The organism is Flavobacterium coralii (assembly GCF_019891545.1).
Lineage (GTDB): Bacteria > Bacteroidota > Bacteroidia > Flavobacteriales > Flavobacteriaceae > Flavobacterium > Flavobacterium coralii.
The window spans coordinates 259071-275404 of record NZ_JAHDIU010000002.1; the positions used below are offsets into that span (position 1 = coordinate 259071).

Genomic DNA, 16334 nt, shown 5'->3' on the forward strand with positions numbered 1-16334 from the left:
AGCAAAACGCTTTTTATCCCGCAAAATAATTAGGATTACTTTAGGTAAAGCCCATACTGTAACCGACTTTATTTATTGCTAACTTTACTTTTTAAAATCTGCGCCACATGAAACTATTTACTGCCGCACAGGTAAAGGAAGCCGACAGCTTAACTATAAAAAACCAACAGATATCATCGCTCGACCTAATGGAACGGGCAGCTACTCAGGCATACCTCTGGCTTAAAAAAAGTTATCCTGATAAAGAAACCCTGTTTCATGTATTTTGCGGTCTGGGCAACAATGGCGGTGATGGCCTTGTTATAGCACGCCTGCTGCATGAAGACAAATACAACGTTGTTTTGGATATTGCCGAAATCGCAGGCAGTCCCACAGCTGATTTTACCGCTAACCTTGAAATGGTTAAAAAAACAGGGATAGAAAAGAACAATAACCAGATGGTGCCTTATACCAAAGGTAAGGTAGTAATTGTAGATGCAATATTTGGTATCGGGCTTTCGCGGGAACCTGATGATGAGGTAAAGGCTATTATAAGCCGTATAAACAATAGTGAGGCTGTAGTGGTATCCATAGATGTACCGTCGGGGCTTTTCCTGGACAGGAAGACGGATATAGCAGTACAGGCAGATTATGTACTAACATTTCAGTGCGGCAAGCTTGCTTTCTACCTGCCCGACAATTATAAATTCGTGAATAAAGCCATAATTTTGGATATTGGGCTGGACGCTGAATATTTAAGGCAGACACATTCTGATTATTATCTTACTGAAAGGTATGCGGCTACCAAACTCTATAAGCCGCTATTGCCCTATGCGCATAAAGGCACACAGGGACATGCACTTATAATCGGCGGTAGCTATGGCAAAATTGGTGCCGTGTGCCTTTCGGCTAAAGCCGCGCTGAAAGCCGGATGCGGGCTTGTAACCGTTTTACTGCCTAAATGCGGCTACACCATTATACAAGGCTATTTTCCCGAAGCAATGGCTGTAACAAACGGAGAAGACTTTATAGAGCAAATACATTACAACAGTAATCCTGACGCTGTGGGCATCGGTCCCGGGTTAGGGCAGGAGCCGCAAACACAACAGGCATTGTTCGAATTTTTGCGCGCACACACCAAACCCATAGTTGTAGATGCCGATGTGCTTAATATACTTGCATCAAATAAAGAGCGGCTTGGCCTTTTGCCTCCGCAAAGCATACTAACCCCACACCCGAAAGAACTGCAAAGGCTTACAGGGGAATGGAGTGATGATTTTGAAATGCTGCAAAAAATTAAAGATTTTTCAAAAAAGTATAATGTAATTGTAGTTGCCAAGAATGCCCATACTATTGTGGCGTATAAAGATGAGGTACATATAAATACCAGTGGCAATGCCGCTTTGGCAACAGGCGGCAGCGGAGATGTACTCACAGGCATACTTACAAGCCTGCTGGTACAGGGTTATTCGCCTTTTAATGCCGCTGTTTTCGGGGTTTACCTGCACGGATGTACCGCAGATATCGCCGTTAAAGAAATTAGTGCACAGGCTTTTACAGCTTCAGATATAATAGCTTACCTGGGCAAAGCGTATATGGAAATTGAAACCGATACACGAAATAAATGAAAAATTAATAAAAAAGTTGTTTTTTAGTTATGGATTAAGGAATTTTGACCTGTCAAACAATTCATAAAATGGAAACCATACATTACATTAGTTCCGAAATACTATCGCTTGAAATACTGAAAGATATAATTACACAGGATAAAAAACTGGCACTCTCTGAAGAAGCAAGGGTAAACATTGAAAAGTGCCGCACCTATCTTGATGAAAAAATGAAGGAACACAGCGAGCCCATTTATGGTATTAATACAGGTTTCGGTTCTTTGTATAATGTAAAAATTTCTAATGACAATCTTTCCAAACTACAGGAAAACCTTGTAAAATCGCACGCTTGCGGCACGGGTGAAGAAGTACCGTTGGCTATTGTTAAAATAATGCTGCTGCTTAAAATACAGTCGCTCAGCTATGGTAATTCGGGCGTACAGTTGCAAACTGTTGAAAGGCTCATCGAATTTTATAATAATGATATACTGCCCATTGTTTACACACAGGGTTCGCTTGGTGCTTCGGGCGACCTTGCACCACTGGCACATCTTTCGCTGCCACTGCTTGGCGAAGGCGAAGTTTATGCCGACGGTTTCAGGCAGCCTGCTAACAAGGTACTTTCTAAAATGAGTTGGGAGCCGGTTGTGCTTAAATCGAAAGAAGGGCTTGCCCTGCTCAATGGCACACAGTTTATGGCGGCATATGGGGTACATATACTCATCAAATCAATTAAGCTGAGTTACCTGTCAGATGTGATAGGAGCTGTTTCGTTAGAGGGGTTTGACGGCAGGATAGAACCTTTTAATGAGCTTATACACCTGATAAGGCCACACAAAGGACAGATAGTTACCGCTAAGCGTATGAACGAAATTTTAGAGGGCAGTGAAATTATTGCGCAGCATAAAAAGCATGTGCAGGACCCCTATTCTTTCCGTTGCATACCACAGGTGCATGGCGCCAGCAAAGATGCGATAGATTACGTAAAGAAAGTATTCCGAACCGAGATAAACTCTGTTACCGATAACCCGAACATTTTTATTGACAGCGACGAAATAATATCGGGAGGTAACTTTCACGGGCAGCCGCTTGCCCTTGCGCTTGACTTTTTAGCTATTGCCCTTGCCGAGCTTGGCAGCATATCCGAAAGGCGTACCTATCAGCTTATATCAGGCCTGCGCGGCTTACCACCGTTTTTAGTGAGCAACCCGGGATTGAACTCAGGGTTTATGATTCCGCAATATACGGCTGCAAGCATTGTGAGCCAGAACAAACAATTGGCTACTCCTGCAAGTGTTGACAGCATAGTATCATCTAACGGGCAGGAAGACCATGTAAGCATGGGTGCTAATGCAGCAACAAAGGCACTTAAGGTAATTGACAACCTGGAGCGCATACTTGCCATAGAGCTTATGAATGCCAGCCAGGCAATTGAGTTCAGGAGGCCGCTGAAATCAAGCGAATTTATAGAGTCGTTTATAAAATCGTACAGGGAGGAAGTTCCGCTTGTTGAGGAAGACAGGATACTGCATTATGATATAGAAAATACCATTGCATTTATACAGCATTTAGAGCTTGACGAAAGTGTATTTGAATAAATAAAGAAATTCCATTTCGGGCGTAATCGGGAAAATCAGATTTCTCGCTTACTTTGTTTCGCCCGAAATGGAATTCAAATATATATCTGATAATTATTACTCAAACCTGTCTGACAGGAATGTTATTGTCTTGCTAAAGACTTCCTGCATTATCTGGATATTCCAGTCACCATGCCCGCCATCAGGATAAAAATTATATTCGTTATATACACCTGCCTCGTCCAGCGCAGCTTTAAGCAGAGGTCCTTGTGTTGAGGGTATCAACGGGTCCTGCCCGCCAAAAAAAGAAAGGGTAGGGGGCGCTTCTGCAGTTATGTGAGCTACGGGGTTTAATGCCTCAATCTGTTCTGCTGTAGGGTTGGCTGTACCCAGCAATGTTATAGCCGATTGCTCGTATAGTGGATGCTCGGCATAGGCAGGGTCGGTAAAGTCGGCAGGACCTACAATGTTTACAACAGCTTTTACATCATTATCGGTATCATACTTATAGCTGTAAAGCATTGATAAATGTCCACCGGCACTAATGCCTACAAAAGCATAGTCATCAGACAATACATAATCACTTTCCTCAAGATGCTCTATAACGCTTTTAATATCGTCAATCTGCATAGGGTAGGCAGGGTTTTGTGAAGAGGCCAGCCTGTAATTCATATTTACAATTGCATGATTGGGGAATTCTGACTTAATTGTGGGGATTATAAAATTCATATCCTCTTTTTGCCCGGCTACCCAGGAGCCGCCATGAACCAATATAATAACCTTTGTATCTTTATCACGGTTCTCCGGCAGGTACACATCCATTTTTTGCTGATTATGGCTGCCATAGGCAACATTAAACAACTCTTCGGCTGCAAGAGGCGCTGTTAAATCAGAATTGTTATCATCATTAGAGCTGCATCCCGTAGTAAGGAATAAAAGCAGCAGGGGTAATAATAGTAGCTTTTTCATAGTTATTTTGTTAGTTATGTACACAATCAATACATATAACAACAATTACTATGCCCGGTATCGTTAAATAAAATACAAACTAAATAACCTTTTTAATTACACGTAGTTTGTGCGTATGCCTGCGGGTATCAATATTGTAAATGCCTAAATGATCCAGCCTGTCAATGCGTACTTTGCCGTGGGCATGTATAATGTAGTTGTCTTCCATTATAATACCTACGTGTATGATAGCTCCTTCTTCATTATCAAAAAATGCAAGGTCTCCCGCTTCGCTTTCTTCTATAAAACTTAGTGCCTCTCCCTGTGTGGCCTGTTGTGAAGCATCACGCAACAGCTTGTAGCCGTTTAGCTTATAAACCATTTGTGTAAAGCCCGAACAATCTATCCCGAAAGGTGTTTTGCCTCCCCATAAATAGGGCGCGTTAAGGTACATGAATGCTGTACGCAAAAGATTATGCTTTCCGCTTACACCTGTAGCACGTAACCCTTCAAAAGTATAATTATCAGTATTTATGGAAGGATGGTCTAAAAAAGAAAGTGATGCGCCTATGGGTATGGGCATCAGTTGATTTCCGGGAGTGGTAATATACTCAATAAGGTCGGCATTTAGTACTGCCGGAACTTTTTCAAGCTGCCCGTATTCGGTTTCGGATATATTCCTGAACTGCTTGTTATCTATCCACCCGTTGTAGCCGTCATAAGCAAGTGCTATGCGCGACCATTTTTGGTTTTGCTCAAGTATTTTAAAGTGTTCGCCAAAAAGTACCTGCGATGTCATTTCGCTTCTGTCGCTGGGTTCAAGTCGCAGTGGCACAATAGCAAGGTTACAAATACCAAACATTATGGGTTTATATAGTATTAGTTATTAAAAAACGTTGCTCCGGGTTAACCACAAATATAGTAGTTAATTCCGTAAGCAACGCTAATCATTATTGTTGTTTTAAGATAAGTTATCAAGGTAGTTTTACGCTTCGCGTAAAATCTTTTCCATCTTTCGGCCTTTTGCCAACTCATCTACAAGTTTATCAAGATACCTGACTTTTTTAGTTAAAGGATTTTCTATTTCCTCTATACGATAACCGCAAATAACTCCCGTTATAAGGTTGCTGTTCGGGTTTAAGTCGGCATCATTAAAAAACTGTTCAAAAGTCACTTTTTCATCTATAAGCTGTTGCAGCTTTTCATCAGTAAAGCCTGTAAGCCAGTTTATTACAAGGTGCAGTTCTTCTTTAGTCCTGCCTTTTTTTTCCACCTTTGCAAGGTAGTGTGGGTAAACTGAGGCAAATGTCATACTTGCCATACGCTCATCGTGACTTTTCATGGCTTTACTGCTTACTTATAATTTATGCCCTTTCTATAACTATGGCAGATGCGCCGCCACCGCCATTACAAATAGCCGCAGCACCTATTTTACCATTGTTTTGCTCAAGTACACTCAGCAGGGTAACTATTATCCTTGCGCCCGAGCAGCCAAGTGGATGCCCAAGTGATACAGCACCACCATTTACATTTACTTTAGCGGGATCTAATCCAAGAATTTTAGTATTGGCAATACCCACTACAGAGAATGCCTCATTAAATTCAAAGAAATCAACATCTTCTTTGGTGATACCTGCCTTTTCAAGTGCTTTTGGTAATGCTTTAGCAGGAGATGTAGTGAACCATTTTGGCTCCTGTTCTGCATCGGCATAGCCTTTAATGTAAGCAAGCGGCTTAAGTCCAAGCTCGTTAGCTTTTTCCTCACTCATAAGTACAAGCGCTGCCGCACCATCGTTTATGGTAGAAGCATTTGCAGCAGTTACAGTACCTTCTTTAGTAAAAACAGCATTTAATGAAGGGATTTTGTCCAGCTTAACATTGGTATATTCCTCATCTTTAGTTACCATTACCGGGTCGCCTTTGCGCTGAGGTACCGCTACAGGAACCACTTCGTTATCAAATTTACCTTCATCCCACGCACGGGCAGAACGCTGGTAAGATTCTATTGCAAAGTTATCCTGCTCTTCGCGGCTAATTTTATATTCTGTTGCACAAAGGTCGGCACAAACGCCCATTGCATTATTATCATAAGCATCGGTAAGGCCGTCTTTCTGTAATCCGTCAATCATGGTAACAGGCCCAAATTTGCTGCCGTTCCTCATCTGAACATAATGCGGGATAAGGCTCATGCTTTCCATACCGCCGGCAACCACAACATCAGCATCGCCGCACATAATGCTTTGTGCGCCCTGCATAACAGCTTTCATGCCCGATGCACATACTTTGTTTACTGTAGTAGCCACAACACTGTCAGGAAGCCCGGCATGTCTTGAAGCCTGCCTTGCAGGGGCTTGGCCAACACCTGCCTGAACTACGTTACCCATAAGCACTTCCTGAACAAGGTTGCCATCAAGGTTTATTTTATTAAGCGCTCCTTTAATTGCAGCAGCCCCGAGTTGAGAAGCCGGAACAGTTGATAATGCTCCCATAAAACTGCCTATCGGCGTGCGCGCTGCAGATACTATAACTACTTTTTTATTGTTCATTTTAAAACTGTGTTATTACGGTTGATGTTGCGAAATTACTGATTTTTACCGCTTATAAAAACAAACTATTTAAAAAAATATTGATAAGTATCAATTTTTTTAATAATGGCTCATTTTTGTTATTCATTGTATGTAAAATTATTACTACTAAACACAACACACTTATTTTAAAAAATGTTTGGCATTAGCTTAAGGCAGCCACGGCACTTGGTTTTGTAATTTTATAATCTAACCATTAAAAATTAAGTTATGTTCGGAACCATTATAGCCATAGGAATTGTTGTGCTGCTTGTAGTTTACCTGGTAGGCAAGTATAAAAAAGAACCAACAAAAGAACTGATAAAAATTGAGTCGGATGCCAAACTGCTGCACGACCTTGACCTGAGGCCCGGAGAGCAGGTGGAGCTTATTGCGCATCCCGAACGTAATGAGGTAGATGTATTTTCTACAAGGTCAGCCGACTTAAAAGACAGGCTTGGAATTATTAAAAACCGTTTTATTTACAATAAAATCTTTAAAAGGGAAGCAGGCGCAAAAGTACACTCTGTAAACAAGCATTCTGTACTACTGCAATTAACAGATTTAACAGCGCCAACCGCATAAGTTTAATTTTACACTGATAGATTTTGTTTAATCTTGTAAAATATGCGGGTAATAGTATAAATAATTACTTATGAGGTGCTTTACCTTTACGATAGTGGTTTAATACTTCGTTTCATTTATTATTTTAGGTTGACCCCCGAAACTATTGCAGAAAACACCCGCATTTAATGCGGGTGTTTTTTTATGGTATTTTTATATCAGGTTTCCTTCTATAATGACACTGTCAATGAGGTTACTGCCAAAAGCATATGGCAACTGGTAGTAGGATGACAATGGTTTTGTAATGATAAGGTTGGCGCGTTTGCCTTTGGTAATACTGCCATGTGTGGCCGATAGTCCCATTGCATAGGCCCCGTTTAGGGTCGCCGCATTTATGGCCTCTTCAGGTGTCATTTTCATTTTAATGCATGCTGTAGCCACAACAAGGTTCATATTGCCGGAGGGTGTTGTGCCAGGATTGAAATCGGTAGCAAGCGCAATCGGCAATCCTGCCGCTATCATTTTGCGCGCAGGAGTGTAAGGAATGCTTATAAAAAATGAGCAGGTGGGCAATGCAACAGGCATTGTATCTGTACCTTTCAGAGCTTCGATGTCTTCATCGGTTACAATCTCCAAATGATCAACGCTTAATGCTTCATGTTTAACACACGCTTCTATACCATTTATAGCAGTAAATTGGTTAACATGAATTTTTGCATGTAAGCCATATTCTTTGCCCGCTTGCATAATTCGCTCTGTCTCTTCGACAGAGAAATAACCTGTTTCACAAAAGGCATCAATATAATCTGCCAGCTTTTCCTCTGCAATTTTGGGCAGCATATCGTTTATTATCAAATCAATATAACCACTGTGATCTTCCTTAAATTCAGACGGAAAAGCATGTGCTCCCAAAAAAGTGGCTTTGATGGCTACCGGATAGTTTTCGCGCAGGCGTTTTATAACCCTCAGCATTTTAATTTCACCTTCAACTGTTAGCCCGTAACCTGACTTTATCTCTACAGCACCGGAGCCAAGCTGCATTACTTCTTCCAAACGCACCCGCGATTGTTCATAAAGCTCTTCCTCGCTCGTTTCATTAAGCTTTTTAGCAGAGTTTAATATGCCGCCGCCGCGTGCAGCTATTTCTTCATAAGACAGTCCGTTAATGCGGTCTGCAAATTCCTGCTCGCGGTTCCCGGCATACACAATATGGGTATGGCTGTCGCACCACGTTGGTAATACTGTTTTTCCTGTTGCATCTATAACGGTATCAGCATTTACCTGCGGCACATCCTCCATTGTGCCGAAATCAGCAATTATGTTGTCTTCTACCAATAGCCATGCATTTTCCAGTTTTGGCAAAACTGCCATTTCAGCGCCTGAAACTTTTATGGTTTCCGCTCCGCGTATTTGTAGTAATTCCTTAATATTTTTAATGAGTATTTTCATCCGGTTGTAAACTTTTTGTAAAAATAGAATTGATTTTAAAAAACTCCTATATTTAGGGAAACAAATGCAAGGTGAAAAAAATAAAGTATAAGAAAGTACGCAAGCTGCAGCCCAATAATCTTGAATATACCGGCATGCATAAAACTGTGCCTGTAGAAATGCAGCTTTTTGTATATAATGAAAACAGATATGAAGAGCTTAAAAACGTAGGGCATGAGCAGGCAGTGCGGAAATGCCTTGCTAATCAGGGGGCAGAAGAAGTAAAATGGCTTAATGTTCACGGGCTTCATAATGTAGAGCTTATCCGCAGCATTGGGGAAAGCCTTAACGTACATACTTATGTTATAGACGACATTCTGAATACTTCTCACCGCACACGCGTAGAAGACCTTGATGATGTATTGTTTTTCAGTGTTAAATCAGTACTGCCTGAAGAAGAGGAGGGAAGCATAAAAACAGAACAGATAAGCTTTTTATTAAAGGATGACCTGCTGATTTCGTTCCAGGAAAAGAAGAGTGATTATTTTACCCACATCCGCGAACGCATCCGTACGGGTACGGGGGTAATACGAAAAAGAAAAAACGATTACCTGCTTTTTTTGATGCTTGACGCTATAATGGAAAACTTTTTCATTACCATAGAAAAATTTGAAGGCAATATAGAAGAACTTGGCGCAGAAGCAAAGAAAAACTATAAAGCGGATATAATTGCCAAAGTGGAAAAGTTGCGTGAAAACCTCAGCTATCTTAAACGAAGTATTTTACCGCTTAAAGATGCTTTGTATAATTTAAAGAATATACAGGACGACGACCAGTATGAAGGCATACACAAAACCAGCCGTTCCTATTTTGCAAGGCTGTACCAAAAAAGCCTTGAGCTTTTAGACCAGGTAGATTATGACCTTAATTCGCTGGAAAGTGTTTCTAATTACCACTACTCGGCACAAAGCCAGCGGATGAACCAGATAATGAAAACGCTTACCATTTTCTCGGTTATCTTTATGCCCATTACTTTTATAGTTGGCGTTTATGGTATGAATTTCCAGAATATGCCCGAGCTTCATACTGAAAACGGCTACTACTACGCTTTGGGCGCAATGGCACTAATAACTATGGTCATGGTAATATACTTTAAAATTAAAGACTGGTTTTAAATGAAAACATTCGTTAGTGATATATCCGGCAAAGAGTTTCCTGATCGTGAGCGTATAAGCGGCAAACTGGTTCGCACGCCTATACTTGATGTTATTAAACAGGAAAATCCGGGATTTGATGAAAATTGCAGTCTTGCCATGAGTGAGCTTAACCGTTACAGGGAGCAATATATTACCGATTTTCTTGTCAAGGAGATGGGCGACCTTTCGGTTATGGAGAACAGAGTGCTGGAGGCACTTAAAAATAAAACACTGCTTACCGACAAGCTCGAAGATGAGATGCAGCAGCTAACCTTTGGGCAACGCATAGCCGACAGGGTTGCAACCTTTGGTGGCAGCTGGACGTTTATAATTTCGTTTATGTGCTTCCTGCTGCTCTGGATAGCGATAAATGTAGCTTTCCTTGCCAATAAAGGTTTCGATCCTTACCCGTTTATACTGCTTAACCTGATACTGTCATGCATTGCAGCCCTGCAGGCACCTGTTATTATGATGAGCCAGAACCGGCAGGAAGAAAAGGACAGGGAAAGGGCAAAGAACGATTACCTTGTTAACCTGAAATCAGAGCTTGAGGTGCGTATGCTGCATGAAAAAATTGACCATTTAATACTGCACCAGGAACAGGCACTAATAGAAATTCAGCGTGTGCAGATAGACATGATGAATGATATTTTAGCAAGGCTCGAAAAGAAAATTTAGTCCAGCAGCAGTTGCATAAACTGCACATTAAGCCAACGGTTAAACTTAAAGCCCGCCTGCTGTAACAGCCCGGCCTCTGTAAAACCAAGTTTTTTATGGAGTGCAATGCTAATGGTATTATCGGCATCTATAAGTCCAACCATGTTGTGCATGCCTTGTGCTTTAGCACTGTCTATTAATGCTGAAAGCAATAATTTACCTATACCTTTTCCCTGCCATTCTTCTGCAACATACACAGAATGTTCTACACAAAATTTATAGCCGTCTTTGGCTTTAAACTGTGCATAGCTGCCGTAACCGGCAATTTCGCTATCAGTTGTTGCTACTATTACAGGGTAATTGCTGCGCTGTTTTTCTGCAAACCAGTTGTTTATAAAAGCCTCATCTTTTATCTCATAATCATAAACTGCCGTTGTGTGTAATATTGCATGGTTCATTATGCGGAGTATGGCGGACAGGTCTGCTTCTGTGGCAGTACGAATAGTAGCTTCCATATAAAGTATGATAATGGAGCAAAAATAAAAAATAAAGGCTGCCGAATGGCAGCCTTATATATGGGATTAACAATGATTATCTCTTTAGTGAACCAACCATATCTTCAGGTTTAACCCATGCATCAAAATCTTCAGGCGATACATAGCCTAAACGAACAGCTTCCTCTTTAAGCGTTGTGCCGTTTTTGTGTGCTGTTTGTGCTATTTCTGCCGCCTTGTAGTAACCTATTTTGGTATTAAGCGCCGTTACAAGCATTAAAGAGTTATCTACAAGTTCTTTAATCCTGCCGTGGTTTGGCTCTATGCCCTGTGCGCAATGCTCATCAAAAGATACACATGCATCGCCTATAAGCCTTGCCGATTGCAGAAAGTTAGCTGCCATTACAGGCTTAAATACGTTAAGCTCATAATGCCCCTGTGTGCCGCCTATTGTTATAGCAACATCATTACCCATAACCTGTGCGCAAACCATTGTCATAGCCTCACACTGTGTTGGGTTAACTTTACCCGGCATAATTGATGATCCAGGTTCATTTTCAGGAATCAGTATTTCACCGATACCGGAGCGTGGGCCTGATGCCATCATACGGATATCGTTAGCAATTTTATTCAGCGAAACAGCAAGTTGCTTCAGCGCGCCGTGGCTCTCTACAATAGCATCGTGTGCGGCAAGTGCTTCAAATTTATTCTCTGCTGTAACAAAAGGCAGGCCGGTGAACTTGGCTATATACTCGGCAACCTTTACGTCATATCCCTCAGGAGTGTTAAGCCCTGTACCAACGGCAGTACCGCCAAGCGCAAGCTCGCTAAGGTGTGCTAATGTGTTTTTAAGCGCTTTAAGTCCGTAGTTAAGCTGTGCCACATAACCTGAGAACTCCTGCCCAAGGGTTAGGGGAGTGGCATCCATAAGGTGTGTACGGCCTATTTTTACCACATCCATAAATTGCTCGCTCTTTGCTTTAAGTGTATCGCGAAGCTTTTCTACACCGGGTATGGTAGTTTCTACCACAGCCTTATAAGCAGCAATGTGCATACCGGTAGGGTAGGTATCGTTAGACGATTGCGATTTGTTTACATCATCGTTGGCTTTAAGTACAGGCTCGCCTTCACCAATTTTATGGCCGGCAAGTACCTGCGCCCTGTTGGCAACAACCTCGTTTACGTTCATGTTGCTTTGCGTGCCCGAGCCGGTTTGCCATATAACAAGCGGAAACTGGTCGTCAAGCTTGCCTTCCAGTATTTCATCACACACTTGTGCTATTGCATCGCGCTTTTCAGCCGATAGTGCGCCAAGATCATGGTTGGCATAGGCAGCAGCTTTTTTAAGATAAGCAAAGCCTTCTATGATTTCTTTCGGCATAGAGGCAGGAGCGCCAATTTTAAAGTTATTGCGGGAACGTTCGGTTTGTGCGCCCCAATACTTGTCAGCAGGGACTTTCACTTCACCCATGGTGTCTTTTTCAATCCTGTATTCCATTGTAAAGAATGTTTATTTGTTGTATTTGTTTGTACGTTTTACAGCTAAGGTACTGCACATGAGCAGGCAGTTTTTTAAAGCCTGTCAAAATTAAGGATAATGCGCCCGTTTAAAAAATGATTTTGTTAATTAATTTAAGGTTTTTGCTGCATATTTATTGGTTATAAAAATTTTTACGCTTATCTTTGGCGAAGTTTAAAACTCGGAAAAATGGAATTTGGTCAATACTTAGGATTTTTAGCTTTCTTAACTATACTTACTATAGGCTTCTGGCTGATGATGTTCCTTGTAAGTTTTGTATTCTACTGGGTTGGAGGAGCAACCTTAGAACTTATAAAAGAGAAACGAAATAAAAATAACCAACAGGTATAAAAAAAGCTGCAAATGCAGCTTTTTTATTTTCCAATTAAACTAACCGTAACGCCTGGGTAATATGCCTTTTGTTGTGGTAAACCATAAACCGCAATGCATCGCATGTTTTTAGCTTAATTAGCTTAGTAAATGTTACGGGTATCTTTCCTTTATTCAGGTTTATTTTGTAAGCCCAATCAATAAAATCCAGCATTTCTTCCTGACTTTCTATAAAACGTTCTAAGACATCCGCAGATAAAACCGAACGGGATGGATCCATGCTTTTAAAGGTTTTCATTTTTTTGGAATTACCACTAGGGATAACAATTTTTACGAGATAGTTACCCCAAAATCCGCTCTTAAAAGTTTCTGCTTCAGCAGTTGATGCAAGAATATTTTTCTCTAAATGCGGGTAATAGAACGCTGCGTAGTAGTTGAGGTGTTCAAGGCATTGCAGTATGCTCCAGCTTTGTGGTGAAGGCTTGTAGTTAAGCTTTTCGTTGCTTAAAGATTGAAACCCTGTAGCGTGTTGCAGGTTTTGTTTGGTGATTTCCTTGAGTTCGTTTAAGAGTAAATAACTGTCTGTTTTCATGATTGATGATTTGCTTACAAATTTCCTTCAATCAAGTTTAACAGATATTGACTCACGTCAAGATTTTTGCAGGCGCGAAAGTGTTTCGGGTGCCATGCGCAGGTATGCAGCGATATACTTGTGAGGTATCTCCTTAAAAAGTTGTGGAGAACGCCTTAATACTTTTTCATATCTTTCTTTTGGAGAGGGGTTCAATAGGTCGGTCTCCCGTTCAAGCTGGGCAATAACCGTGTATGATAAAATAGTATTCCAAAGCTTTAAAGTTTCTGTGCTGCTGTTTATAAATTCCATGAAATCATCACCATGCATTACCCTCAACTTTGTCTTCCGGATAGCCTCTACGGTATATGCGGTGGGGTTACCTGTAATAAGGCTGTCAAGCAGGGCAAAAAGCGAATTATTATAGGCAAAGCGTATGGTATTGCTGCCCGCATTGGTTTCGTGATACAGGTGCAGTGCACCTTCAGTAACGAAGTATATATTGGTATCTGCTTTTCCCTGCTCACTCAAAAAGTCGCCGCGCTTTAAAACAAGTTCTGTATCCTGCCACAGGGGCTTGCTGTAGCCTTCAATGTGTTTTAAAAGTAATGCGGTAACATCCATTACAGGGTATCACTAACGGGGAAATAAATACTTATGGTAGCGCCTTCTCCGGGCTTTCCCGAAGCCTTTATATAGCCTTTATGATTTTGCATGATTTTTTTGCAGAGCGCCAGCCCTACACCTGAACCCTTATATTCTGAAGCGGAGTGCAACCTTGTAAATATATTGAATATAGAGCCTGCAAACTGTTGCTCAAAGCCAATACCATTATCTTCAACATAAATTACCTGATATAAGTTACTGTCAGCAGGGCTGTAGCTCATAAGGTTTTCTTCCGCCCTTATCTTTACTACAGGATGCCTCTCCGGCGATGCATATTTTATAGAATTTGCTATCAGGTTAGAGAAGAGCTGCTTAAGCAGGAAAGGGATACCATGAATTTTTGGTAAATCTTCCACTATAATATCTGCCGGCACATCTCCCAACGCTTCAGGTAAATCTGCTTTAACCTCATCTAAAAGTTCATTAAGGTTAACGTTCTCAAAAGAATCTTCTGTATGTTTAAGCCTTGTATATTTTAAAATATCTATTAGCAGTGTCTGCATCCTGCTGGCAGATGCATTCATGCGAATTATAGAGTCCTGTACGCTATCGGGTATCTTATCTTCTTTGCTAAGCAGGCGCGAAGAAATAAGCTGAATTTTGCGCAGCGGCTCCTGCAGGTCGTGCGTGCTAATCCAGTTAATGTTCTCAAGTTCTGAATTGGTTTCCCTTAATAGCTCGCTCAGTTTTCTGTACTTTTCTTCCTCCTGTGTTATTATTAGCAGGTTAATCTGTTTCTGCAGGCTGTAGGCATACGCCTGAGCTGTTTCCAGTTCCGGCTCCAGCCACGGTTTGGCAGTACAATCTACTATTTCTTTCCAAAGTTCGAATGACCTGCGCGGTGATAATCCTTTTTCATCTTTAATTATGGATTTTGATGGATCTCCGCCCCAGTTAACCTCTGTTTTGGTTTCGGGCCTGAACCACATAATACAGTTGTTGTTGTCCATATTAAGTGAATGGTAGATAAGCCCCGAAGTTTTGGTGCAAAGGTTCTGGTAATCAGGTAATGTTTCAATCAGTTTGTGGGTGCTGAAACTGCTGTTCCCGGTAAAAGCAGCAAAATAATTTGCTAAATGCTGCACATCATCTTCTGTTGGCGCAACCCCGCTTTTATATACTGCACCGTTAAAAACTATTGCTACGCCTGCAGCATTGCAAAGCTGCAACAAGCTTTGGTTTTCTACCAGCTTTTTAAAGTCGTTCTGGTTGCTGAGTGAAAAGCTGTTAACCTTATCAAGCGATGCAGATGCTTTTCGGGCAATTTCATACTCTTCGTTAGATTGCCTTAAATCTATCTGCGATGTTATAAAGTGCCCTTGTAGCTGTGCGGCAAGTCGCACCTCCGGGCTCAGGTTTTTTGGTGAATAATGGTGGCATGCTATAAGGCCCCACAAACGCTTTTTATATATTAGCGATATGGTTAAGGTTGCGCAAACCCCCATGTTATGAAGATACTGTACGTGGATAGGCGATGTGCTGCGAAGCACCGAAAGGCTTAAATCTAAATTTTTACCTGCCGGAGTGTCGTCTATGGTATAAATGGGTACAGGAGTATAATTTACATCTGCTATAAGCCGTAAAAGGTTTTTAATATAGAGTTCCCTTGCCTGTGCCGGAATATCGGTATGCGGATAATGCAGCCCCAAAAAAGGCTCAAGATCTTCACGGCAGCTCTCGGCAAATACTTCACCATTATAATCTTTGTCAAAACGGTAAATCATTACACGGTCATAACCCGTAATTTTGCGGGTGCCTTTGGCAACCAGGTCGCATAGCTGTTTAAGCGTATGCGTGTCATGCATATAACTAAGGAATTGTGACGTCTGGTCGTATACCTCACTAACCTTTTGCGGATCAGCATCTTCAGGCTCGGCCTCTAATATAAAAACACCATTGCTTTTGTGGAGTGTACATAAATATAATTTCCCTTTTAGTTCCAGCCTCAGCAGGGTAGAAGACAGCATTAAATCGTCCGCTACATATTTTTGAAGCTTTTGGATAGCATCTTCACCAAAAACTTCGGTAAAGCTTTTGCCAAGTATATCGGTATGGCTTAAGCCTGTATAGTCTTTGCTGTTAGCACTGCAAAAGTCTATTAAAAAATTATCTTCTTTAAATGCCACAAGAAAACCGTGCGGCTGAATACTGCCGGGTATATGTATAGGCTCCTGCTCGCAGTTTGTAAGGTTTACAATATCTCTGTTTACAATATCCTTAATCTTCATAGATAA

General features: G+C 41.3%; 16 protein-coding genes. 6 read left to right on the forward strand and 10 right to left on the reverse strand.

Annotated elements, in window-relative coordinates; translation table 11 throughout:
• Positions 1-107: 107 nt before the first annotated feature.
• On the forward strand, positions 108-1607 hold the full coding sequence (locus tag KJK34_RS03905) for an NAD(P)H-hydrate dehydratase (protein ID WP_223052543.1): 1500 nt from the start codon (positions 108-110) through the stop codon (positions 1605-1607).
• Positions 1608-1675: 68 nt separating this feature from the next.
• Entirely contained in the window at positions 1676-3184 is a 1509-nt protein-coding gene (gene hutH / locus KJK34_RS03910; RefSeq protein ID WP_223052544.1) for a histidine ammonia-lyase, read from the forward strand.
• Between the two features lie 96 nt (positions 3185-3280).
• On the opposite strand, the gene KJK34_RS03915 is transcribed toward hutH, so the two are convergent.
• The 4 genes from KJK34_RS03915 to KJK34_RS03930 all read right to left on the reverse strand — a co-directional run bounded on the left by KJK34_RS03915 (position 3281) and on the right by KJK34_RS03930 (position 6657).
• Complete coding sequence (locus KJK34_RS03915; RefSeq protein ID WP_223052545.1) at positions 3281-4132, reverse strand: alpha/beta hydrolase; 852 nt, start codon at positions 4130-4132, stop codon at positions 3281-3283.
• Positions 4133-4211: 79 nt separating this feature from the next.
• Entirely contained in the window at positions 4212-4973 is a 762-nt protein-coding gene (locus tag KJK34_RS03920; RefSeq protein ID WP_223052546.1) for a C40 family peptidase, read from the reverse strand.
• Between the two features lie 123 nt (positions 4974-5096).
• Entirely contained in the window at positions 5097-5453 is a 357-nt protein-coding gene (locus KJK34_RS03925) for a DUF2200 domain-containing protein (RefSeq protein WP_223052547.1), read from the reverse strand.
• 22 nt (positions 5454-5475) lie between these two features.
• Complete coding sequence (locus KJK34_RS03930) at positions 5476-6657, reverse strand: acetyl-CoA C-acyltransferase (RefSeq protein ID WP_223052548.1); 1182 nt, start codon at positions 6655-6657, stop codon at positions 5476-5478.
• A gap of 249 nt (positions 6658-6906) precedes the next feature.
• Here KJK34_RS03930 and KJK34_RS03935 point away from each other — a divergent pair, with 249 nt between their 5' ends.
• Positions 6907-7260, forward strand: coding sequence for a hypothetical protein (locus KJK34_RS03935; RefSeq protein WP_223052549.1), 354 nt, complete (start codon positions 6907-6909; stop codon positions 7258-7260).
• Between the two features lie 192 nt (positions 7261-7452).
• Here the strand turns inward: KJK34_RS03935 and hutI are convergent, their stop codons facing one another.
• Positions 7453-8688, reverse strand: a complete 1236-nt coding sequence (gene hutI, locus KJK34_RS03940; protein ID WP_223052550.1) for an imidazolonepropionase — start codon at positions 8686-8688, stop codon at positions 7453-7455.
• Positions 8689-8759: 71 nt separating this feature from the next.
• On the opposite strand from hutI, the gene corA reads away from it, so the two are divergent.
• Both corA and KJK34_RS03950 read left to right on the forward strand, forming a co-directional pair.
• Positions 8760-9842: a magnesium/cobalt transporter CorA gene (corA, locus tag KJK34_RS03945; RefSeq protein WP_223052551.1), complete on the forward strand. Its 1083-nt coding sequence runs from the start codon at positions 8760-8762 to the stop codon at positions 9840-9842.
• On the forward strand, positions 9843-10541 hold the full coding sequence (locus tag KJK34_RS03950; protein WP_223052552.1) for a DUF1003 domain-containing protein: 699 nt from the start codon (positions 9843-9845) through the stop codon (positions 10539-10541). It begins immediately after the preceding gene.
• On the opposite strand, the gene KJK34_RS03955 is transcribed toward KJK34_RS03950, so the two are convergent.
• The gene (locus KJK34_RS03955; RefSeq protein ID WP_223052553.1) at positions 10538-11035 is read right to left on the reverse strand and encodes a GNAT family N-acetyltransferase; all 498 of its coding nucleotides are present in this window, start codon (positions 11033-11035) and stop codon (positions 10538-10540) included. The genes KJK34_RS03950 and KJK34_RS03955 overlap by 4 nt on opposite strands.
• Positions 11036-11111: 76 nt before the next feature.
• Entirely contained in the window at positions 11112-12512 is a 1401-nt protein-coding gene (gene fumC / locus KJK34_RS03960) for a class II fumarate hydratase (RefSeq protein WP_223052554.1), read from the reverse strand.
• A gap of 210 nt (positions 12513-12722) precedes the next feature.
• On the opposite strand from fumC, the gene KJK34_RS03965 reads away from it, so the two are divergent.
• Positions 12723-12884, forward strand: coding sequence for a hypothetical protein (locus KJK34_RS03965; RefSeq protein ID WP_223052555.1), 162 nt, complete (start codon positions 12723-12725; stop codon positions 12882-12884).
• A gap of 34 nt (positions 12885-12918) precedes the next feature.
• On the opposite strand, the gene KJK34_RS03970 is transcribed toward KJK34_RS03965, so the two are convergent.
• The 3 genes from KJK34_RS03970 to KJK34_RS03980 are packed head-to-tail and all read right to left on the reverse strand — an operon-like array spanning position 12919 to position 16328.
• Entirely contained in the window at positions 12919-13455 is a 537-nt protein-coding gene (locus KJK34_RS03970; protein WP_223052556.1) for a DinB family protein, read from the reverse strand.
• A gap of 57 nt (positions 13456-13512) precedes the next feature.
• Positions 13513-14058, reverse strand: coding sequence for a Crp/Fnr family transcriptional regulator (locus tag KJK34_RS03975; RefSeq protein WP_223052557.1), 546 nt, complete (start codon positions 14056-14058; stop codon positions 13513-13515).
• Complete coding sequence (locus KJK34_RS03980; protein ID WP_223052558.1) at positions 14058-16328, reverse strand: ATP-binding protein; 2271 nt, start codon at positions 16326-16328, stop codon at positions 14058-14060. Before KJK34_RS03980 ends, KJK34_RS03975 begins: the two co-directional genes overlap by 1 nt.
• Between the last annotated feature and the right edge of the window lie 6 nt (positions 16329-16334).